Below are 21412 nucleotides of genomic sequence, written 5' to 3'. Positions count from 1 at the left end.
AGTGACCTGAGACAGGACCTGAGACAGGACCTGAGACAGGACCTGAGACAGGAACAACCCCATGCCCCTCTACTACTTTGTCCTGAAGACCGGCCGCCGTAGCTATCCGGACAGCGAGGGGCAGGAATTTCCCGACGACACCGCGGCCCAGGCGCATGCCCATGCGGTGGCGCACGAACTGATGCGCAACCGGGAAAGCAGGACCTCTCACTGGCGCCTTCAAGTCTGTGACGATTACCTGCAGCCGCGCTTCGAATGCCTGTTCGCCGATGTCGACCATACGCTCGAACAATACGACAGCAATCTTCGCGCTACCGTAAGAAGGGTGGCGCGAACGACCGCAGCCCTGCGCGATTCCATCAGCGGCATAGATGCGCAGATGAACAATCTGCGCCAACTGATGAGCCAGATCGATGCCATCGGATCTCGCCGGCCACCGATCTGACTCGTCGCGGGGGAGGGGTTAGACGCTGCAATCCGAGACCCTAAAAATATGGGTCATGTCATGAGATAATGACGCGAAAGCGCCGCTTGGTCGGGATTGGCGTCCATTCCCCGTGCTGGCAGATTGGCGGCAAGAGACATCTGCAAAGGGGGATGCAGGCTTGACGGCGGACGCATTCATTCACTTGCCTGACCTCGAGGGCCGGGTGACGCATCCGGAACAATCGCTGCTGCGGCTGACGCCCGAAATGCTTGCGATGTGGGAGCAGCGCGCGCGGGCTGCGGGATGGCCAGCGAGCTGGCGGCTGCCGGACGATGTGATCGAGGCCTCGCGGCTGGCGCTGCTTGGTGATTATCCTGACGGCGACGATCTCTGGATTTTTTCCTATGGCTCGCTGATGTGGGATCCCGGATTTCATTTCGCCGAGGTGCGCCTTGCCGATATCGACAACTATCAGCGCCGCTTCACGCTGAAGATCAATCTCGGGCGCGGCTCCCCCGATCATCCGGCCCTGATGCTGTCGCTGGAGCCAGGCGAGGGATGTTGCCGCGGCCTGGCGTTTCGCATCGAGGCAGATGTCGTGCATGCGGAATCCACGATCCTGTGGCGCCGCGAAATGCTGCGCGGCGGCTATGCCCCGGCGCTGGTGCCGATGACGACGCCGCAGGGTCCGATCACCGCGCTGGCTTTCACCTCGAACACCTCGCATCCAAGCTATGTCGGCGAGCTGCCGCTTGCCGACACCGCCGCGATCATCACCAGCGGGAAGGGCGTGCTGGGCAGCAACAGGGAATATGTCGAGCAACTGGTGATGCAGTTGCAGGTGTTGGGGATCGAGGACCCGTATGTCGAAGAGCTGCATGCGCAGATCGGCGCGGGCTCGATCCCGTAAGTCCCCGCTGGTCCGCGTGGTGTCGACGCGCATCAGGTGTTACGAGACTGACGAGTGTGGCTGAGGCGTACGTGAAGTCGTATGGTTCTGGCGCCGTGGTGCTGGCGTTAAGTCCGCAAGAGGCGAAAGCGTCTTGCCGGCGACGGAGGCAAAAGAGCCGTTCTCCGGGAAGAGTACGAAGTAAGCCGTAAAGCCATTGTGCAGGGAAGGCCGGGATGCTCCCGCCGAACCTGTATGCTCGTGTGCAGCTTTTGCAAATGCGCATAATGGCACACGAGACCGCGGGTGCGGCGCGCGCCCGGTCTTCCCTGCGCCCTCACAATGGAGAGGGCGAAAAGTTTCAGCAAACCTCGGGCAAACCATGTCGCGAGATCGCCGCCTCATATTCAGTTGTCGTCACTCGCGCAGGCGGGTGACCCAGTATCCCAGAGACGCCAATGTTGAACCGAGATGCCGCGGCGTACTGGATCCTCCGCCTGCGCGGAGGATGACAGCGGTGTTTGATGTGCCTGCCGGGTCTCGATGATCAGCAGTGCGTAGGATGGGTAGAGCGGAAGCGAAACCCATCAGCGTTCGCGCCGCGGGCGCAATTGATGGGTTTCGCTTCGCTCTACCCATCCTACGAATTTTGCAACCCGCACCGGCTTGCTGACGCAAGTGCACGCGACCCGAGACTTGCTATACTGCCGCCCAGTCGCGCAGAGACCGCAGGCAGCAAGAACGACGTGAGAAAGCCGCACATGACCGGGGACATCAAGCCGCATTATGAGGCCGTCGTCGTCGGCGCTGGCGTGTCCGGCATCTACCAGATCAAGCGGCTGGCTGATCTCGGCGTCGATGCCCTCGTGCTCGATGCTGCGCCGGATCTCGGCGGCACCTGGTACTGGAACCGCTATCCCGGCGCGCGCTTCGATTCCGAAAGCTATACCTATGGCTATTCATTTTCGAAGGAGCTGCTCGAGGAATGGCACTGGAAGGAGCGGTTTTCGGCGCAGCCGGAGAACCTGCGCTACCTCAACTACGTCACCGACAAGTTCGATCTTCGCAAATACATGCGCTTTAAGCGCAAGCTCAAGGCGGCCGAGTTCGACGAGGCCGCTCATCTCTGGCGCCTGCGGCTCGACGACGGGCAGGAGCTGAGCTGCCGCTTCCTCATCCTGGCGGTGGGGCTGCTGTCTATCCCGACATTGCCGCGGCTGGAAGGCATGGAGCGTTTCAAAGGCCGCTCGTTCCACACCTTTCACTGGCCGCACGAGCCGGTCGAGCTCGCCGGCAAGAAGGTCGGCATCATCGGCACCGGCGCCACTGCGATCCAGATCATCGGCGAGATCGCCGACAAGGTCGGTGAGCTCACCGTGTTCCAGCGGCGGCCGAACTGGAGCGCGCCGCTCAACAACAGCCCGATCTCCGAAGCCGAGATGGCGGACATCCGCGCGCGCTATGACGAGATCTTTGCCGCCTGCACCCGCACGCCCGGCGGCTTCGAGCACGAGCCGGATAGACGCGGCTTCTACGAGGTCACGCGCGAGGAGCGGATCGCACTGTGGGACAAGCTGTATGACGAGCCGGGCTTCGGCATCTGGCTGAGCAATTTCCGCGAGATATTCACCGACGAGGCGGCCAATGCGGAATTTTCCGCCTACATCGCCGGTCGCATCCGCCAGCGCGTCAAGGATCCGGTGACCGCCGAGAAGTTGATCCCCATGGATCATGGCTTCGGCGTGCAGCGCGTGCCGCTGGAGACCAATTATTTCGAGGCCTATAACCGCGACAACGTGCATCTCGTCGATATCAGCGAGACCCCGATCGAGCGCGTCACCGAAAAAGGCCTGCGCACCAGCGCGCGCGACTACGAGCTCGACATCCTCGTCTATTCGACCGGCTTCGACGCCATCACCGGCGCGTTCGATTCGATCGATATCACCGGCGCAGGAGGCGTGAAGCTGGCGGACGAGTGGCGCGATGGCCCCTCGACCTTCCTCGGCATGATGGCGCACGGCTTTCCGAACCTCTTGATGCCGACCGGGCCGCAGAGCGGTTCGGCATCGACGAATTTTCCGCGCGGTATCGAGAACGGCGTCGGCTGGTGCATGGGCCTGCTCGAGCATATCTGGCGCCACGGCTACACGCGGGCCGAGCCGACCGCCGAGGCACAGGCGCGCTGGACGGCGCATGTCACCAAGATGTACGCGATCATGCTGATGCGCAAAGCCAAGTCCTGGTTCACCGGCTACAATTCCAACGTCCCCGGCCACGAATACGGCAAGACGCGGTACCTCGTCTACAACGGCGGCACGCCGAAATATGTCGCCGCGATTAGCGAAGTTGCGCAGAAGGGGTATGAGGGGATTGAATTTGAGCGGCAGGCGAGGGGTGCCGAGCGACCGGCGAGCGCAGCGGAGTGATCGCGACATGGCGCAACCCTGAACTTCGAAGTCGGGCCGCGGTTCGCGACCACCAAGAAGGTGCTCACCTCTCCCGCTTGCGGGGGAGGTCGGCGAAGCGCCGGGTGGGGGCTCTCTCCACTCGGGCAGTGCCGCCCGCGGAGGCACCCCCACCCCAGCCCTCCCCCGCAAGCGGGAGAGGGAGACCATCTTTCAGCTTACCCCGCAGCCGCGTTCACCGTGATCGGCGAGACGTCCTGCTCGCTCGCCTCAAACTCCCGCGGCAGCCCCGCAAACCCACGCAATGCTTCGGCCATCTTCACGCGTGCGCTGACGCCGGTGATCACGACGTCGACCATCATCAGCGAGGTATGGATGTGACCACGTGCCTGCAGTTGTTCGACCGGGCTGCCCGCGGCTGCCAGCGCTTCGGCATACTCGATGCCCTCATCGCGCAGCGGATCGAATTCGCAGGTGGCGATGAATGCCGGCGGAAGCCCAGCGAGATTGCCGCGCAGCGGGGAGGCGCGCGGATCGGTGCGGTCGGCAGGCGAGCAATAGATGTCCCAGAACCAGAACATCATGGACCGCGTCACGAAATAGCCAACCGCGTTCTCGGCATAGGAGGGGCGGTCGTACCTGCAGTCGGTGACCGGGCAGATCAGGAGCTGGCCCGCGATCTCAGGGCCGCCGCGGTCGCGCGCGAGCTGGCAGGTGACGGCGGCGATATTGCCGCCGGCGCTCCAGCCCGCGACCAGCACCGGTCCGGGCCGGCCGCCGAGTTCGGCCGCATGCTCGGCAATCCACCGCGTCGCCGCATATCCGTCCTCGGCCGCCGCCGGGAATCGGTATTCGGGCGCGTGGCGATAGCCGACGCTGACGACGATCATGCCGCTGCGGCGGCAGAGGTCGCGGCAGAACGGATCGTCGGACTGCTCGTCGCCGAGCACCCAGCCGCCTCCATGGAAATAGACCACGATCGGATGCGGGCCCGGCGTTGCCGGCCGGTAGAGCCGATAGGGCAGCAGACCCTCGGCGCCGTGCAGCACGCCATCGCCGACTTCGCCGACCGGACGTCCGGGTGGACGGCCCTTGTTGAATTCGGTCAGGAAGTCGCGCGCGCCCTGGGCGCCAAGCTGCTCGATGATAGGGAGGTTCATCTCCGCCAGCATGCCGAGCACCAGCCGGACGTCCGGCTGCAGCTGCACGACCCTGCCGTCATTGCACTGCTCGGCAATTTCGGGGCCGGTCATGCGGAAACCGAGCATGCCGCGCGCGACCACCTCGTTGCAGATGCTGCGATAGGGGCCCACGCCGCCGCAATAGGGCATCACACCCTGCGCCTTGCCGGGGACGTTGGCGCCCGTGTACCAGGTGTTGGCCAGCCGATGCAGCGTCATCATCGAGCAGTCGGCCATATGCTGCGCCCAGCCGGCCTGCGCCGTCTCGGTCGCGTCGATCGTGGTGAAGCCGGCGTCGCGCATCGCGGCCAGGCGGTCGACCACCCAGTCGACATGCTGCTCGATGGAAACCGCCATGTTCGACAGCACCGAGGGGCTGCCCGGGCCCGTGATCAGGAACAGGTTCGGGAAGCCGGCGACGGTGAGCCCGAGATAAGTCTGCGGGCCCTTGGCCCAGATGTCCGACAGCGATTTGCCGTCGCGGCCGGTGATCGGATGCACCGCGCGGATCGCGCCGGTCATGGCGTCGAAGCCGGTGGCGAACACGATGACGTCGACGTCGAAGCTACGCTTGTCGGTTGTGATGCCGGAAGCGGTGATCGCCGTGATCGGCTCCTGCCGCAAATTGACCAGCGTGACATTGGGGCGGTTATAGGTGGCGTAGTAGTTGGTATCGAGGCAGGGACGCTTGGCGCCGAACGGGTGATCGTGCGGCGTCAAGGTTTCGGCCGTCGCGGGGTCCTTGACGATCTCGCGGATCTTCTCGCGGATCAGATCGGAGAGCAGCCTGTTGCCGTCGACGTCGACGCCCTGGTCGGCCCAGAGCTGGGTCAGGATGTAGACGAGGTCGCCGGTGGCCCAGGCCTGCTCGAAGCGTTCGCGCCGCTCGGCGTCGCTGAGCTGCCAGCTCACCGCCATCTGCTGCGGATAGGGCACGCCGGCGAGCGACCAGCGCGCCTGCTCGCGATAGGTGGCGCGGTCGCCTTGCAGCATCGCGAGCCGATCAGCCGGCGCCGGGCCGTTATGGGCGGGCAGCGCGAAATTAGGGGTGCGCTGGAATACGGTGAGATGCGCGGCCTGCTCGGCGATGATCGGGATCGACTGGATGCCCGACGATCCCGTGCCGATCACGGCGATACGCTTGCCGGCGAGCTTGACCTCGTCATGCGGCCAGCGGCCCGTGAAATAGACTTCGCCCTTGAAATCCTTGACGCCGTCGATCTCCGGCGGCTTCGGTGTGGAGAGGCAACCGGTCGCCATGATGTAATAGCAGCAGGAGACGCCGGCGCCATTGCTCGTCGTCAGCTGCCAGCGCTGCGTGCCTTCGTCCCATGTGGCCGATGTGACCTTGGTGCCGAAGCGGATGTCGCGGCGCAAATCGTAGCGGTCGGCGACGAAGCCAAGATAGCGCAGGATTTCCGGCTGTGTCGCGTATTTCTCCGACCATTGCCACGCGCTCTCCAGCTCCGGATCGAAGGTGTAGCTGTAGTCGATGGTCTGGATGTCGCAGCGCGCGCCGGGATAGCGATTCCAGTACCAGGTGCCGCCGACATCGCCGGCTTCCTCGATCACGACCACCGAGAATCCGGCCTTGCGCAAGCGATGCAGAAGATAAAGGCCGGCAAATCCGGCGCCGACCACGGCAACATCGACCTGTTGCGTCGTGCCGCTGTTGGTCGTTTCAGAAGAACGTGCTGCGACCGCTGCGTCTGGCATGCCACTCCTCCCGTGCTTTATGTTTTGCGAGAGGCTACGCCCGGGTGTTCAGTTTGTCATCAGGACAAATGCAATCGCTGGATGATTGCTGCCACCATGCGCTGCCGCGTCCGATTTTGCGGATTGCTGTCGTCCCTGCGAACGCAGGGACCCATACCGCGTGATTTCTCGATATGGCGCCATGGCAGACGCATTTCGCAAAACTTCTGTCGGGGGTTATGGGTCCCTGCGTTCGCAGGGACGACGCTGAATGTGTACGTTCTTCCGCTACGCTCGCTTGCGCCGTTCGGTGACGCGGCGGCGTTCGATTCCGGCATTCGCCCAGTTCGGACTGAAATCCAGCGTGAAGTCGCGAAAACTTTCCACGGCCGGCGAAAGCGAGGCGCTATTCCGCACGAACATCGCGATCCTCCATCTGACGGTCGGTTGCGTGAGCGGCAGGAATCTCAGCCCAAAGCCGCGCACCAGCGGCTCGGCCATCGACGGGCAGATCACCACGCCTTGCCGCACGCGCAGCATCGACAGCGCGGTGTTCACCCTGTGCACCGGCACCAGCTCCTTCGGGTGATGCCGCGGCGGCACCTGGCTCAATACGTTGATCGCGATGTTGGGCATGTAGTTGAGCAGCGGCCACTCGCGCAGCTCCTTCCAACTCACCGACTTGCCCTTCGCCAACGGATCATCGCTGCGCACGGCCGCCCAGAGCGGATCGGCGCAGATCATATGCACTTCGACGGATTGATCGGGAACGACGCCGGCCGGCCCAAAGCCGATATCGGTAGAGCCGTTCTGCAAACCCGCCAGCACTTCCTGGATCGGCACGTCGTCGAAGCGGACATCCACGCCGGGGTGGCTGCCATTGTAGGCGGCGATCAACTCCGGCAGCAGCGTGCAGGACAGCGTCTCGGGCGCGGCGACGCGCACCAAGCCGCGGCGCAGCTCCTTGAGATTAGTGAGATTCTCCAGCGCCTCGTCGAGGCTCGACAGCACGCGCCGCGCCATCGGCGCAAACGTCTCGCCGACCGCCGACGGCGAAACCTTGCGGGTGGTACGGTCGAGCAGGCGGACGCCGACGCGGCTCTCGAGCTCCTTGATCAGACCCGACAGCGCCGCCTGCGACAGGTGCATGGCCTTGGCGGCTTCCGAAAAGCTCGCGGCGTCGAGCACGGCCAGATAGGCGCGGAGCTGCCGCAGGGTCACATCCATCGCCATCACGTGCCTCCCGATCTCGTTTCGTCATTCATAGGAGAATCTTATCAATTGGTCAAAAAATACACATTGTTCGATAGAAGCCGCCTCTCTATCGTTGCGACCAGATAACAAGAGCCTGGCGATCCCTCGCGGCCATGCGGCTCGAAGAAGATGGATGGACGCGCCGGCAACGTCGTGCCTTTCCCGGGAGGCATTCATGAACGTCACGCGCCGAACGCTGCTGGGGACGATGGCTGCCGGCTTCGCCGCAAGCTGCGGCTTCGAGGCGGCAGCCGAGGGCGACTGGCCGTCGCGCCTGGTGCGGCTGATCTCGCCCTATGGGGCCGGCGGGTCCAACGACATTTCGCTGCGGATCCTCGCCGAGCAATTTGGCCGCAGCTTCAACCAGCAATTCATCGTCGAGAACCGGCCGGGAGCGGGCACGCGCATCGCCAACGAGATGGTCGCGCGCGCCGCGCCCGATGGATACACCTTCCTCTATGCCGCCGCGCCCTATGCGACCGCCGAAGCGCTGTTCGGAAAATTGAAGTACGAGCGCAAGGACCTGCAGCCGGTGGCGATGGCGGTGATGGCGCCACTATTCCTGATCGCCAACGCCAAGGCCGGCGTCACCAGCCTGCAGGAGCTGATCGCGCGCGGCAAGTCGCAGCCCGATGGCTTGACCTTTGCCTCTCCGGGTGCCGGCTCGCAGCCGCATCTGGCGGCCGAGCTGTGGCTGCGGGACGCCGGCGTCAAGGGCCTCAACGTGCAGTATCGCGGCGATGCGATGGCCTATACCGAGTTGCTCGCCGGCCGCGTCGATGCGACGTTGACGGCGATCAGCACGGCGCTGCCGCACATCCAGAGCGGTGATTTCCGCGTTCTCGGCGTTGCCTCGGCCGAGCGCAGCGCGATCTATCCGGACGCGCCGACCCTGCGCGAGCAGGGCTTTCCGAATGTAGTCGCGTCCGGCTGGTTCGGCTTCATGGCACCGTCAGCTACGGCGCAACCGATCGTCGGGCGGATGGAGGAAGAGATCATCCGCGCGCTCAGCGATTCCGAGGTGAAGCAGAAGCTGCTCGCGCAGGGGCTGGAAGCGCGCCCCGGCACCGCTGCCGATCTCGGCAAGTTCGTCGACGACGAGACGCGCAAATGGGGCGATCTGATCCGCGCTGCCGGCCTCAAGGGAGAATAGCCATACCGCACGAGGAACTATGGCCAAGTCCGCGTCGAGCTATTACTGATGTAGTAGCATAAATACGATGGTGGACCTGGCGAGGGATCGTGAATTTCTTCGAGCGTCTGAAAAAACAAGCGCCCGCGGAGTGGCGCGCCTACACCGAACATGCCTTCACGGACGCGTTGGCGGACGGCTCGCTCCCTGAGGCGGCGTTTCGCCACTATCTCGTTCAGGACTACCTGTTCCTGATCGAGTTTGCCCGCGCCTACGCGCTCGCTGTCTACAAGTCGCCTGATCTCGCCGACATGCGGGAAGCGGCGGCTGGCCTTTCGGCGATCCTCGATGTCGAGATGAATTTGCACGTAAAACTCTGCGCCGGATGGGGCCTGTCGCCGGATGACCTCGAACGAGCTCCTCCGGCGAGCGAAATGCTGGCCTACACACGCTACGTGCTCGATGCAGGAATGCGCGGCGATCTCCTGGCGCTCAAGGTCGCGCTGGCGCCTTGCGTGATCGGCTATGCGGAGATCGCGACGAGGCTTGCCGCAAAGCCCAATGCGATGGCTGCGACAAATCCCTATCATATCTGGATCGGCGAATACGCCGGTGCGCCGTACCAGGAGGTCGCGGCGAGGGCGCAGGCGCACCTGGACGATCTCGCCGCTCGCTACGTCACGCCGGCCCGCGAGGCCGAGCTGATCGCCATCTTCAGGGAAGCCACCCGGCTCGAGGCGGATTTCTGGGAAATGGGCTGGCGCGCGGGCCAGGCGTGATTGGAGGGCTCAGTGTGCGTAGAGGCCCTCGACGATCGGTAGTCGCGCCGCGCGCAGCGCCGGAAACAGTCCGCCGATCAGGCCGACGATCAGCGCCAGCGCAACGCCTTCGGCGATCAGCCAGGGACTGAGCTTGAAGTCGAACACCACCTGCGTGAAGTTGCCGCCCAGGGTAGAGGCCGTGACGCCGTCGAAGATCAGATAGGTGGCCGCGGCGCCCAATAGTCCGCCGATGGCGGAGAGCAGCAGCGACTCGGCGAGCGTTCCGACAAAGGCGGGAAAACCGCCAAAGCCGATGGCGCGCAGCGTTGCGATCTCCGTCGCGCGCGAGGCGACCGACGAATACATCGTGTTCAGCGCGCCGGCAACGGCGCCGAGCGCCATCGCGATCGCCAGCGGCCAGCCGAGTTTCTGGATGAGATCAGAGGTCTGCGACGCCTGCTCGGCGAAGTAGGCGGCCTCCGATTTGACATCGAGCTTCAGCCGCGGGTCGTTGTCGCTGTAGCCCTTCAGTTCGCTCAGCGCAGCCGGCCCAGTGAGGCGGGCGCGCACGGTCTGGACGATGTTGTTGCGGTTGAACAGGCTCTGCACCACGTTGAGGTCGGCCCAGATCTCGGATTCGAACACGCTGCCGCCGGCCTCGAACACGCCGACGACGTTCCAACGCGTGGCGCCGAACGACACGGTCGAGCCGATATCGAATCCTTCGAACTCCCGCAGCAATGCCTTGCCAACCACCACCTCGTTGCTGCCGCGATTGAACATGCGGCCCGCAATAATGGTGATGCCCTTGCGCAGCTCCGAGCCCTGTTCGCCGATCCCGCGCAGCGGCAGATTGGCCTTGGTCTTGGTCGTGCGCTTGATGCCGTCGACCACGAGATAAAGTTCCGGCGAGATCAGCGGCTTGCCGTCGCTGCCGCGGGCAATGCCGGGGCCGTCCTCGATCAGGCGGACCTGATCGCGGCTCACCGTGCTGTTGATCTCGGCCTGCGAGCCGGCGCGCAGCACAATCGCGATGTCATTGGCGCCGGAGCCCGCAATGGTGCGCTGGAAACCGTTGGCCATCGCGAGGAACGCGAGCAGCACGATCACGACCAGGGCGATCGCGATCACCGTCGAGAGCGAAAGCCAGCGCCGCTGCGCAATGCTTTTGAGATTGATTGATGTGACCGCTGCCACCTGAAGCCAGAGCGAGCGCATGCCTTAACCCCGTCCGAGTGCAGTTGCGATCTTGAGCCGCATGGCGTTGAGCGCCGGAATGATCCCGGTGATCAATCCGAGCGCGATCATCAGCGCCAGCCCTTGAAGGACGATCGTCGGCGATACGGCAAAAGCCGGCGCGACGTTGGTGAGGCTGGCGCGGAGCGCCATCGCGATCAGCGCCGCAATCGCTAGTCCAGGAATTCCGCCGAGCAGTGCCAGCAACACGGATTCGCCGAGCACCATTGCCAGAATCCGCGGGCCTGAAAAGCCGAGCGTCTTCAGCACGCCGATCTCGCGGGTGCGTTCCCGGATCGAGAGCGCCATGGTATTGCCAACGATCATCAGGATCGTGACGAAGGCGGCGCCCACCACCAGGAGCACGATCAGCGCGATGTTGCCGAACTGCGCCACGAAGGCCTTGCCGAACGCCTTTTCGGTATCGGTCGAGGTTTCGGCGGTCGAATTGGCAAACATGGCGTCGATCGAGTTGGCCACCCGATCGTTGTTGTCGGGCGAGGTGGTCTGAAGGATCATCCAGCCGATGGTGTCCTTGCCGAAGCTGCGGGTCTCATCGAAATAGGCGTACTGGAACAGCAGGAAGTTGGTATCGACGTGCTCGAGCTTGCCCTTGACGATGCCGGCAATGGTGAGGTCCCAGGTGTGGCCGCCGCTCTTCTGGCTGAAGATATTGCTGTTAAGCGGAATGCGGTCGCCGATCTTCCAGCCCCATTTCTGCGCCAGTTTTTCGCCGACCAGCGCGCTGCTGCGGTCGCGGACGAAGGCCTGTAGTTGCTCGGGTGGAACGTCGAATTCGCTGCGATAGACATCGAAATAGGTAGAGGGCTCGATCGCGAGCGCCATCACGAAGTTCTTCGGGTCCTGATAATAGCCGCCGAACCAGTTGGCGAAGGTCACCTGCCGGACCCCTTCCACCGCCTTGACGCGGTTGAAATAGGCGATCGGCATCGGCTGGGTAAAGTTGATCTTGTTGACCGTGATCATGCGATCCGCGGCGGCGCGGTCCTCGCCGAGGGTGAAGGCGCGGTGGAATCCGGCGAGCACGCCGAAGATCATGAAGGCGATCAGGATCGAGACGATCATCAGGCTCGCGCGCAATTTGCGGCGGAACAGGTTCTTCCGTACCAGGTCGAAATCGTTCACGCGGCAAGCTCCCGTTCGACGAAGCGGCCCTTGTCGAGATGCAGCACGCGCTTGGCATAATTCGCCGCCGCCGGATCGTGCGTCACCATCACGATGGTCTTGCCGAGATCGCTATTGAGCAGTTGCAGGATCGACAGGATCTCGTCGGCGGATTGCCGGTCGAGGTCGCCGGTCGGTTCGTCGCAGAGCAACAGGTTCGGATCGGAGACGATAGCGCGGGCAATCGCCACGCGCTGCTGCTGGCCGCCGGACATCTCGCGCGGACGGTGCTTCATGCGGTCGGCCAGCCCGACCACGGAAAGCGCGGTCTCGACGCGAGCGGCGCGCTCCTTGCTGCGCAGTTTGGTGAGCAATAGCGGTAGCTCGACGTTCTGCGCCGCCGTCAGCATCGGCATCAAATTGTAGAACTGGAAAATGAAGCCGATATTGGCGGCGCGCCAGGCGGCGAGTTCACCCTCGGAGAGGCCGTCGATGCGCCGGTCCGCCACCGAAATTTCGCCCGCTTCAGCCCGGTCGATGCCGCCGAGCAAGTTGAGCAGTGTCGTCTTGCCGGAGCCGGACGGCCCCATCACGGCGATGAAATCACCGCGGGGAATCGCGAGATCGAGGTGATCGAAGATCGAGATCGTTTCCTTCCCTTTGGCGAAACGCTTGTCTACGCCGGCAAGGCGAACCATCGGGTGTTCGGCTGTCACGTGTGTCTCCTCTTCTATATCGGCCGGGAGTTAGTTCGCGGCGGTGGCTTCAGCCGTGCCATTCGCCCTGGCTTCGCGCATGAAGTTCACCTTCACCGCCATGTCGGGCAGGATGCGCGGGTCCTTCTTCTCGAAGCGGATGCGAACCTTCACGGTGGCCTTCTCGCGGTTCGCGGTTGGCACGATGGCTATCACCGAGGCGGGAATGGTCCAGTCTGGGTAGGCGTCCAGCACGGCGTTGACGGGGCCGCCGGGGGAGACCCGGCCGATGAACGCCTCATTGACGTCGACCTCGATTTCGATCGAATCCATGTCGACGATGGTGCAGATGCCTGTGCGCGTATAGCCGCCGACCGACATCGGCGAAATCATCTCGCCGGGCTGGGCGCTGCGGTCGACCACGACGCCGGAAAACGGCGCCTTGATCTGGTGCTTGTCGAGCATCGAGCCCGAGCGCTTGGCGTCGATCTTGGCGGTCTCGAATTGCGACTGGGCCTGGCGCAGTTGCGCGCTGAGCACCCCGACGCGGGCCTGCGCCTTGGTCAGGTCGGCCTCGGTCGCAAAGTTCTTTTGCGAGAGTGTTTGGATGCGCATCATGATGCGGGTCGCGTCTTCGAGATCGGCTGATATCGCGGCTACAGCGGCATCGGCCGTCTCGACGCGCGAGCGCGCCAGTTCAAAATCCTTTTCGGCGAGCACGCTGTCGAGCCGCGCGACGACCTGGCCTTCAGTCACCGTCATGCCTTCGTCGATGAAGACCTCGACCACCTTGCCGGTGATCTCGGCCGCCACGGTGGCCTTGCGGCGCGCCACCACATAGCCGGAGGCGGCGAGACTGCCGGCGGCCTTGTTGCCCGCGGCGGCTTGCTGCTGCGGGGGAGGCGGTGTTTGCGGCTGCGCGGCGGGCTGGGTCGCGGCTGGCGATGTCGTGTCCTTCGAACCCTGCTGGCTGAACTCGTAAGCGCCAAAGGCAGCGAATGCGACGACGGCGGAGACAGCAGCCGTCATCGCGACCGGCAGCCAGCGGCGGCGGGGCGGTTCCGCCTTTTCAGTGCTGCGATCGATGGTCAGCGATCTCAGCAGTTCGCTCTTGTCTTTGGTCATTGCTCATTTCCATCCGGCGGCTTGCGGCAGCTCCCGCGCGAACGGTATCCTTCTCGCGCTGGTGGTCCCGCTCACAGCCGGTCGACATGTCTCGCTACAGAACGGGGCAAGCCCCTCGGCGCTCCCTAAGGCAGCGTCCCCCAGCCCGGTTGTAGCTCCCGATCAGCTCTCGCGAGCGCCAGGCGGCGCCCATTTATCGACGAGGCGAATGACACGAATTTAAAGCCTAATGGTGACGGAGGCAATCGCCGCGGCTAGCAAGAGTTGTATGGCTGGTGTTGCCAGTTGTGGCCATTGGGATCAAGAATTCGGAAGTCCACGGATTCAAAATGCGCTCAAAACTCGGCAAATGGCGGGAACCGGCTGCGGTGCCGAAAAGCGCGGTCAGCCGATCTCGATCGCCACCTTTCCAAAGTGCGCGCCGCTCTCCATGTGCAAAAACGCCTGCTTCGCCTGATCGAACGAGAAGATCTTGTCGATCACCGGCTTCATCTGGTGAACTGCGATGGCATCCACCATCGCCTGGAGATCCTCGACCGATCCGACGGTGACGCCCTGCAGCCGCTGCTGCTGCATTACCATCAAGGGGAGCCGGAGGTCTGACGGCGGCGGGCCGGCGAGCACGCCGATGAATGCGATGGTGCCGCCGATCCTGACAGCCCGGATCGATTCGTTCAGCGTGCCGACGCCGCCGACCTCGACGACGAGGTCGACCCCCTGGCCGCTCCATTCGCGGGCCTTCTTTCCCCAATCCGGTGCCGCCTTGTAGTTCAAGGTGAAGTCCGCGCCGAGCTGCTTGAGACGTTCGATCTTGGCATCGCCTGAGGAAGTCGCGATGACGCGCGCGCCGCACATTTTCGCGAATTGGAGGGCGAACAGCGATACGCCGCCGCTGCCTTGCGTCAGAACGGTCTGGCCGGGCTTGATGCCGCCGAGCTTGACGACCGCGCTCCAGGCTGTGACGCCGGCGCAGGGAAGCGCGGCGGCTTCGACGTCGCTGAGGTGGTCCGGCGTTCTCACCAGAGCGTGCCTGGGAAATATCCGGTACTGCATCAACACGCCGTCGACAGAACCGCCGAGCGCCGCGCTCATCTTGGTTGCGCTCGGTTCTCCGCCGAGCCAGCTTTCGAAGAAGCTGCCGATGACGCGGTCGCCGGCGGCGAATTCACGTACGCCCGGGCCGACCCGTTCGATGACGCCCGCGCCGTCGGATAGCGGTACGAGCGGGAACTTCTGGCGCGAGCCGTAGCCGCCCTTGACGGTGAGAAGATCGCGATAGTTCAGCGTGGCGGCTCTCAGCCGCACCAGCACCTGGCCCTTGCCGGGCTCCGGCACGGGCTTGTCTACGAGGGCGAGCCCGTCGATTCCGCCCGGTCCCTGCAGCTCATAACATTTCACCGGCAATCTCCTTCGGCGCGGTCGGGTAAGCGCCATATTGCCGCAAATGTTCCAGCTGCGCCAACATGCCCGATTAGAATCTCGCCGCCATCTCCGCCAGCCGCCGATGCGCGCTGTCACGCGCGGCCCGGATCGGCTCATCCGGTCCGGTCGTCGGGCCGATCGGCACGAAGCGGACGTCGCTGACGCCGATGAAGCGCAGCGCCTCGCGCAAATAGGGCGTCGCCATGTCGATGCGGCCGCGGTTCATGCCGGTGATGAAGTCGCTGCCGCTCGCCAGGATCACGACCGTAGGCCGGTCCTTGACGAGCGGCAGATAGCCCTGCGCAGGATCGAACCGGAACGTGAGGCCAGGCTGCGTGATGACGTCGATCCAGTGCTTCAGCTTGTAGGGAATGCCGAAATTCCACATCGGCGTCGAGATCAGGACGCGATCGGCGAGCGTGAAGCGGAGCGCGATGCGCTCGGTAACCGCAAAGGCGTCGCGTTGCGAATCCGTAAACGCGCGCCCGCCGATGCGGGCATATTTGGCTTCCAGGACATAACCCTCGAATTCCGGAAGGTGATCCTTCCAGAGATTCATGACGTCGATATCCCAGTCCGGCCGCGCCTCGCGGAAGCGCTCGATGAAGACCCGGGCGCCGGCGGAAGATTCTGAATCCGCGCGCGGCGAGCAGCTCAGGTGAAAGAGCTTTGGCATGGCCGGGTCCTGGTCACCCCAGTCCCCGTATCACCGCATCGGCGTTGGTGACGACGGCAACGTTCTGCATCGCAAAATTGATCGAGGCGTTGTGCCAGTCGGCGTTCATGGTCGAGCAGCAATCCTCCGGTACGATCATGAAATAGCCTTTGTCGGCGCCGGTGCGCGCGGTGTGCTCGACGGACATGTTGGTCCAGGCGCCGGTATTGATGATCATGTCGCGGCCGGTCGCCTTCAGGATGGTCTCCAGCCTTGTACCTTCCCAGGCGCTCATGCGCATCTTCTCGACCACGAAATCTCCGGCGCGCGGCTCCAGCCCAGACACAGGCGCCGCGCCCCAGCTTCCGCGCACCATCGCTCCGCTATCGACGAGGCCTTCGAACAATGGAGCGTTGAGCGTGACACCCGGCGCACCTGGTTCGACGATGAACCAGACATGGATGATGACGACGCCGCGGGCGCGGGCGGCCTCCGCGAGGCGGCGGACATTGTCGACCACCCGCTGCTGGCGCGCATGGCCGGGCGAGCCAGAATCGGCAAACGCGCCGCCTTCCATGATGACGTCGTTCTGCAGATCCTGGATGAGCATCGCGCAGCGCCGCGGGTCGAGCTGCATGTCGCCACTGGCCAATTGCGGCGCGGCGGGTGGAGCGGAGCTGGTATCGGGGCCGGTCGAAATCCGACCGCTCATATAGGGCTCGTGGCGCGGTCCGGCCTTGACCGGGATTGCGTACACGGAATGGGTTGCAGTCAGATATAGCGTACGGAAATCAGGACCGCCCCAGGCGAGATTGGCGACGAGTTCGGGCACCCGCACCTTGCCGAGCAACTCGCCCGCGGGCGAATAGACCCAGACGCCGCCGGGCGCGGTGACCCAGACATTGCCGCGCTGATCGCACTTCATGCCGTCGGGCAGACCGGGCTCGAGCTCGGAACGGATGCCGCTGGCGAAGACGCGCGCGTTGGCGAGCGAGCCATCGGCCTCGACATCGAAGACACGGATCAGCGCCTGCACGGTGTCGTTGATATAGAGCAGGCGCTCGTCGGGCGAGAAGCAGAGGCCGTTGGGCTGATCGAACAAATGGCGGTCGACGACGAGCTTTGCTGCGCCGCCCCCGGGCGGAACGCGATAGACGCCCTGGAAACCGAGCTGGCGCGGCCGTTCGACGCCATAGACCGGCATGCGGCCATACCAGGGATCAGAGAAATAGATCGCGCCGCTGGAATGCACACAGACGTCGTTCGGGCTGTTGAGTTCCTGGTTCTCGAAATGCGAGGCGACCACCTCGCGCCGCCCGTCGGGACGCTCGCGGATCAAGGACGAGGTGGCATGCTCGCAGACGATCAAATTGAGCTCGGCATCATAGGTCATGCCGTTGCATTTGTTCGAGGGACGCTTGACCTCGACCACGCCGCGCTTGGCATCCCATCGCCGGCGCACGTCGGCCGGCATATCCGAGAATAGCAGGAAATGATGGACCGGGTGCCAGATCGGGCCCTCCGTGAAATCAAAACCGGTGCCGACCTGGCCGACCGGCGCATAGGGATCGATCAGCGTCTCGAATTCCGGGCGCAGCGTGACGTGCGTCATCGGTCGGTCCTTCCTAGGGCTTCAGGCCGGGAACCAGTGGCGTTGCGGCAGGCTCTGAACGATCGGGCCGGGCACCTGGTCATGCAGCCGGCCAACCACCATGCCACCCTCGATCTTGGCCGGGCGGTCGTGCACGGGCAGCAAATAGCGCGAATGGCTCAGCAGCTTCTTGATCGCGGCCTTTTCCGCGCGCTTGCTGGTGCCATGATTGCCTGTGGTGCGCGGCTCCCAGTCATGGATTTCATGGAAGGGATTTACGATCTGGTCGTTGAAGTCGTAGATCACGTCGCCGCAGATGGTGGCGATGCCATCGGCCGTGTGAACATGGATGTTCATCGAGCCTTCGGTGTGGGCGTTGGCGGCGTCGCAATAGACGCCCGGCATCAGCTCGATCGGACCAGTGATTTCGAGATCGAGAAAGCGCAGCGCGCTCTTGGTGTGCAGGCGGTCGATCAGATGCTTGATGTCGGGCGCCGGATATTGCGGATGCATCAGGCCGGAGACGGAATATTCCAGCTCCTTGCGGTTGAGCACGACCGTCGTGTTCATCGGGAACAGATCGTCCTTGCCGGCGTGATCGATATGCAGATGGGTGTGGCAGACGAAGCGGACGTCGCCCATGCGCACGCCGTGGCGCGCGAGCTGGTTCTCGATCATGTTCTCGTGGAATTGCAGGCCGCGCATGCCCAGCGTTTCCATGATCTGGTTGGAGCGGTAGCCGGTGTCGACGACGACCGGATAGGGGCCGCCGGTGATGAGGAAGCCAAGCGTCAGGACACGGCGGGTCCGGCCGCAATCGCGGCCGAGCACGAGAAAGCTCGATTCCAGTTCGATATCCCCATAGTCCAGGATCTTGATTTCAAGCGGCATCTGTTCCCTCCCATATTCTTTAATTGGCATGCACCGTCATCGGTCGAGCCGGTAGACGCGCAAGGCAGTCTTTCGCAAAACGGCGTCGCGCTGATCCGCGGCAAGCGCGGCCGTGGCGGCCAGATAAGCATCGATCAATTCGCGATAGGTGGTCCAAAGTTTCTCGATTGGAAAATTGGAGCCGAACAGGCAGCGGTCGGCGCCGAAGATCGTCACTGTGTCGGCAAGGACCTCGGATACATGCGCGGGATCATTGCGGTGTATGAACGTGCCGAGGCCGGACAATTTTGAGACGACGTTCGGACAGGCCGCCAGCTGCATCATTCCGCCGCGCCAGGCGGACCTGCCCTGCGGCGACAGGTCCTCCAGCATGCCGGCGTGCTGCAGGATGAAGGTCACATCGGGGCATGCTTCGGCGAGGCCGGCGGCACCTTCCATCTGCGGCGCGAACACCTGCAGGTCGAAGCTGAAGCCATAGTCGGCGAGCCGCGCGACATTACGCCGGATTTTCGGATCGGCGCAGAGATCGGGCCGCGCGGCGAAGCGATAGAGCGGATTGTCGTGCCAGTGCAGTTGCATGCGCACGCCGCGCACCAGCGGGTAGCGCGCCAGGCGATCGAGCTGCGGGCGGATGTCATCAACATTGAAATCGGCATAGGCGACGATCGCGTGCGGCCAGCCATGGTCCCTGGCTGTCGCCTGCACCCAGGCGGTTTCATCCTCGAAGCGATCATTGGCCCAGTTGGTCTGCACATAGACCGAGCGCGTGACGCCGCAACCGGCGAGGTCGCCGAGATATTCCTCGATCGGATAGTCGCGGCGGATCGGCTCGTAGGGGCCGAAGATGCGCGGCTGCATCGGGCCGATCAGCCAGGGCAGGTCGGCCTGACGCCAGATATGGTGATGGGCATCGACGATGTCGGTCACGCGGCCTTCCTTTGTCCGAGCGAGAGCACGTGGGAGACGATCGCGGCGGTCGATCCGCCGTCGACCAGGTCATCCACGAAACGGCGGATCGTGATCAGCGCTTCGGTCTGCGGCTGAAAGCCGGGGCCTGAGGCCAGCGGCGTCAGCCAGCTCAGCCGCCAGGCGCGTCGCGACAGTTTGGCGACGGCATCGCGCAAGGCTGAGGGATCGCCGCGCTCGAGGCCGTCGGAGATGATGACGGCGGCAGCGCCGCGCGCATAGCCGCCGAACCGGGGCACCGCCAGGAACGCCTGCAGCGCATCGCCGATCCTTGTGCCGCCATCCCAGTCGCTAACGAGATGGGCGGCAGCCGACAGCGCCTGCTCGCGGCGCTTGAGGCGGAGCGCGCGGCTGACGCGGGTCAGGCGGGTGCCGAAGGTGAAGACCTCGACGTTGGGAGCTGCATGCACGACAGCATGGGCGAGCTTCATGTTGTCGTCGGTGCGGCCCTTCATCGAGCCGGAGACGTCGATCAGGAGCAGCACCTTGCGCGGGCGGGTGCGCCGTTTCAGCCGTCCGAGCCGCAGCACTTCGCCGTCGCTGCGCACGCTCTCGCGCAAGGTGCGGCGCAGATCCGCCCACGGCCCGCGGCGCGCCCGCATGCGTCGGTGACCGCGCCGCCGCGACAACCGCGCAGGGGCCTCGCGCGCCAGACGCCGCAAGGCTTCGCCGGTTTGGCTTGGTGCAAAACGACGCTCGACCAGCGCCTCCGCGCGGGCGGCAACAAGCCCGGATTCATTAGCCTCGTCGGCCAGTAATGCTTCGTCTTCGCCGCGGCCTTCTTCCTGCAGGCGAACCACTTCCTCGTCTTCCGCACCGGCCTGATCGATCGCCTCGCTGCCGAGGAAATGCAGGTCGAACAGCCGGTCATAGGTCGCGCGCCGCTCGGGCGGCGGGGCAAGCGTGGCGAGTCCGGCCTGGCGGATAGTCTCGATGCTACGCGGCCCAAGCAATTCGATTGCCGCAAGAAATGCCGTGGTCTGTTCGGGCGCAACCGCAAAGCCGTTGACGCGCAGCAACGCGACAAAGGACAAGAAAACTCTGATAGGGCGCGGCAGTTGCAGCTCGTCACTCACGCGGCAGCCTCCGCGATCAGGGCATCGAGGCGGCCGGAGATGAAGGTGAGATCCTCCTCGTCCTTGAGCGCGACGCCGATCGAGCGCTTGAAGGCATCGGGCCAGCGCGCGCCGCGCGCGTTCAATAGCGTTGCCGCTTCGGCCCAGTCCACGGCTTCCGCAATGCCGGGCGCCTTGCTCAGCGGCTCGCGCCGCAGCTTGCCGACGGCGGCGACGACGGCGCGGGCGGTGGATTCGGCAACACTGGACGCCCTCATCATTACGATGCGCGCTTCGCGCTCCGCGGTGGGGTAGTCGATCCAGTGATAGACGCAGCGGCGGCGCAGCGCTTCGTGCAGATCGCGGGTGCGGTTCGAGGTCAGCACGACGACGGGGCGTTCCATCGCGCGGACCGTGCCGCGCTCGGGGATCGAAATCTGGAAGTCGGAGAGGAATTCGAGCAGGAAAGCCTCGAACTCCTGGTCGGCGCGGTCGATCTCGTCGATCAAGAGCACGGTGGAGTCGGGCGCCCGCAAGGCGGCGAGCATCGGACGTTCGATCAGAAACGTCTCGCCGTAGATATCGATGCTTTCCTCGCCGGCCTGGCGGATCGCGAGCATCTGGCGCGGATAGTTCCACTCATAGAGCGCAGCCGATGCGTCGATGCCTTCATAGCATTGCAGGCGGATCAGGCGGCGGCCGAGCACGGCGGCGATGGCCTTTGCAGCCTCGGTCTTGCCGACACCCGGCGCGCCCTCCAGCAGCAACGGCTTGCCGAGCGCGAGCCCAAGATAGGCCGCCGTCGCAAGGCCCTCGTCGGCGAGGTAGTACGCCGTCCGCAACGCACGTTCGAGCGCCTCGGGGCTATCGATGCCGACAATATTGCCACGGACCGTCATATCAGCGC

The 21412-nt window shown here is 64.4% G+C and carries 18 protein-coding genes; 5 read left to right on the top strand and 13 right to left on the bottom strand.

Going from position 1 to position 21412, the window contains the following annotated elements; all coding sequences use genetic code 11:
• Positions 1-61 precede the first annotated feature (61 nt).
• The 3 genes from RX331_RS32850 (at position 62) to RX331_RS32840 (ending at position 3742) form a co-directional block, all read left to right on the top strand.
• Complete coding sequence (locus RX331_RS32850; protein WP_317253732.1) at positions 62-445, top strand: DUF6894 family protein; 384 nt, start codon at positions 62-64, stop codon at positions 443-445.
• Positions 446-605: 160 nt separating this feature from the next.
• On the top strand, positions 606-1337 hold the full coding sequence (locus RX331_RS32845; protein WP_317253731.1) for a gamma-glutamylcyclotransferase: 732 nt from the start codon (positions 606-608) through the stop codon (positions 1335-1337).
• Positions 1338-2077: 740 nt separating this feature from the next.
• A complete protein-coding gene (locus RX331_RS32840) occupies positions 2078-3742 on the top strand; it encodes an NAD(P)/FAD-dependent oxidoreductase (protein ID WP_317253730.1) in 1665 nt (554 codons plus the stop codon).
• Between the two features lie 197 nt (positions 3743-3939).
• On the opposite strand, the gene RX331_RS32835 is transcribed toward RX331_RS32840, so the two are convergent.
• Together RX331_RS32835 and RX331_RS32830 are read right to left on the bottom strand one after the other, a co-directional pair.
• A complete protein-coding gene (locus RX331_RS32835; RefSeq protein WP_317253729.1) occupies positions 3940-6618 on the bottom strand; it encodes a flavin-containing monooxygenase in 2679 nt (892 codons plus the stop codon).
• Between the two features lie 267 nt (positions 6619-6885).
• Complete coding sequence (locus RX331_RS32830; RefSeq protein WP_317253728.1) at positions 6886-7830, bottom strand: LysR family transcriptional regulator; 945 nt, start codon at positions 7828-7830, stop codon at positions 6886-6888.
• A 196-nt stretch (positions 7831-8026) separates the two neighbouring features.
• On the opposite strand from RX331_RS32830, the gene RX331_RS32825 reads away from it, so the two are divergent.
• Both RX331_RS32825 and tenA read left to right on the top strand, forming a co-directional pair.
• Positions 8027-9004 (top strand): Bug family tripartite tricarboxylate transporter substrate binding protein, encoded by a 978-nt coding sequence (locus tag RX331_RS32825; protein WP_317253727.1) that lies wholly within the window; start codon positions 8027-8029, stop codon positions 9002-9004.
• A gap of 89 nt (positions 9005-9093) precedes the next feature.
• Positions 9094-9762, top strand: a complete 669-nt coding sequence (gene tenA, locus RX331_RS32820; protein ID WP_317253726.1) for a thiaminase II — start codon at positions 9094-9096, stop codon at positions 9760-9762.
• A gap of 9 nt (positions 9763-9771) precedes the next feature.
• On the opposite strand, the gene RX331_RS32815 is transcribed toward tenA, so the two are convergent.
• The 11 genes from RX331_RS32815 to RX331_RS32765 form a co-directional block, all read right to left on the bottom strand.
• Positions 9772-10962 (bottom strand): ABC transporter permease, encoded by a 1191-nt coding sequence (locus RX331_RS32815; protein ID WP_317253725.1) that lies wholly within the window; start codon positions 10960-10962, stop codon positions 9772-9774.
• 3 nt (positions 10963-10965) lie between these two features.
• On the bottom strand, positions 10966-12126 hold the full coding sequence (locus RX331_RS32810) for an ABC transporter permease (protein WP_317253724.1): 1161 nt from the start codon (positions 12124-12126) through the stop codon (positions 10966-10968).
• Entirely contained in the window at positions 12123-12803 is a 681-nt protein-coding gene (locus RX331_RS32805) for an ABC transporter ATP-binding protein (protein WP_317258294.1), read from the bottom strand. Before RX331_RS32805 ends, RX331_RS32810 begins: the two co-directional genes overlap by 4 nt.
• 48 nt (positions 12804-12851) lie before the next feature.
• Positions 12852-13925, bottom strand: coding sequence for an efflux RND transporter periplasmic adaptor subunit (locus RX331_RS32800; RefSeq protein ID WP_317253723.1), 1074 nt, complete (start codon positions 13923-13925; stop codon positions 12852-12854).
• A gap of 384 nt (positions 13926-14309) precedes the next feature.
• Positions 14310-15323, bottom strand: coding sequence for an NAD(P)-dependent alcohol dehydrogenase (locus RX331_RS32795; RefSeq protein WP_317253722.1), 1014 nt, complete (start codon positions 15321-15323; stop codon positions 14310-14312).
• Positions 15324-15396: 73 nt separating this feature from the next.
• Positions 15397-16023 (bottom strand): FMN-dependent NADH-azoreductase, encoded by a 627-nt coding sequence (locus RX331_RS32790; RefSeq protein ID WP_317253721.1) that lies wholly within the window; start codon positions 16021-16023, stop codon positions 15397-15399.
• A gap of 13 nt (positions 16024-16036) precedes the next feature.
• Positions 16037-17614 carry an isochorismatase family protein gene (locus tag RX331_RS32785; protein ID WP_317253720.1) on the bottom strand — a complete coding sequence of 526 codons (1578 nt, stop codon included), beginning with the start codon at positions 17612-17614 and terminating at the stop codon, positions 16037-16039.
• Positions 17615-17635: 21 nt separating this feature from the next.
• Complete coding sequence (locus tag RX331_RS32780; RefSeq protein ID WP_317253719.1) at positions 17636-18484, bottom strand: MBL fold metallo-hydrolase; 849 nt, start codon at positions 18482-18484, stop codon at positions 17636-17638.
• Between the two features lie 36 nt (positions 18485-18520).
• On the bottom strand, positions 18521-19411 hold the full coding sequence (locus RX331_RS32775) for an amidohydrolase family protein (RefSeq protein ID WP_317253718.1): 891 nt from the start codon (positions 19409-19411) through the stop codon (positions 18521-18523).
• Positions 19408-20526 (bottom strand): vWA domain-containing protein, encoded by a 1119-nt coding sequence (locus RX331_RS32770; RefSeq protein ID WP_317253717.1) that lies wholly within the window; start codon positions 20524-20526, stop codon positions 19408-19410. Before RX331_RS32770 ends, RX331_RS32775 begins: the two co-directional genes overlap by 4 nt.
• On the bottom strand, positions 20523-21404 hold the full coding sequence (locus tag RX331_RS32765; RefSeq protein WP_317253716.1) for a MoxR family ATPase: 882 nt from the start codon (positions 21402-21404) through the stop codon (positions 20523-20525). The genes RX331_RS32770 and RX331_RS32765 overlap by 4 nt, the downstream gene beginning before the upstream one ends.
• Positions 21405-21412: the final 8 nt, after the last annotated feature.

Origin of the sequence: Bradyrhizobium sp. BWA-3-5, from assembly GCF_032917985.1 — a bacterium.
Taxonomy (GTDB): domain Bacteria; phylum Pseudomonadota; class Alphaproteobacteria; order Rhizobiales; family Xanthobacteraceae; genus Bradyrhizobium.
The sequence above is the reverse complement of the archived record's forward strand: the minus strand, read 5'-3'. Positions and strand labels throughout refer to the sequence as shown.

Coding starts and splice junctions, on each gene's coding strand:
- RX331_RS32830 (WP_317253728.1), bottom strand. CDS start 7,830: ATGGCGATGGATGTGACCCTGCGGCAGCTCCGCGCCTATCTGGCCGTG.
- RX331_RS32800 (WP_317253723.1), bottom strand. CDS start 13,925: ATGACCAAAGACAAGAGCGAACTGCTGAGATCGCTGACCATCGATCGC.
- RX331_RS32765 (WP_317253716.1), bottom strand. CDS start 21,404: ATGACGGTCCGTGGCAATATTGTCGGCATCGATAGCCCCGAGGCGCTC.
- RX331_RS32780 (WP_317253719.1), bottom strand. CDS start 18,484: ATGCCGCTTGAAATCAAGATCCTGGACTATGGGGATATCGAACTGGAA.
- RX331_RS32790 (WP_317253721.1), bottom strand. CDS start 16,023: ATGCCAAAGCTCTTTCACCTGAGCTGCTCGCCGCGCGCGGATTCAGAA.
- RX331_RS32805 (WP_317258294.1), bottom strand. CDS start 12,803: ATGGTTCGCCTTGCCGGCGTAGACAAGCGTTTCGCCAAAGGGAAGGAA.
- RX331_RS32835 (WP_317253729.1), bottom strand. CDS start 6,618: ATGCCAGACGCAGCGGTCGCAGCACGTTCTTCTGAAACGACCAACAGC.
- RX331_RS32850 (WP_317253732.1), top strand. CDS start 62: ATGCCCCTCTACTACTTTGTCCTGAAGACCGGCCGCCGTAGCTATCCG.
- RX331_RS32840 (WP_317253730.1), top strand. CDS start 2,078: ATGACCGGGGACATCAAGCCGCATTATGAGGCCGTCGTCGTCGGCGCT.
- RX331_RS32785 (WP_317253720.1), bottom strand. CDS start 17,614: ATGACGCACGTCACGCTGCGCCCGGAATTCGAGACGCTGATCGATCCC.
- RX331_RS32825 (WP_317253727.1), top strand. CDS start 8,027: ATGAACGTCACGCGCCGAACGCTGCTGGGGACGATGGCTGCCGGCTTC.
- RX331_RS32815 (WP_317253725.1), bottom strand. CDS start 10,962: ATGCGCTCGCTCTGGCTTCAGGTGGCAGCGGTCACATCAATCAATCTC.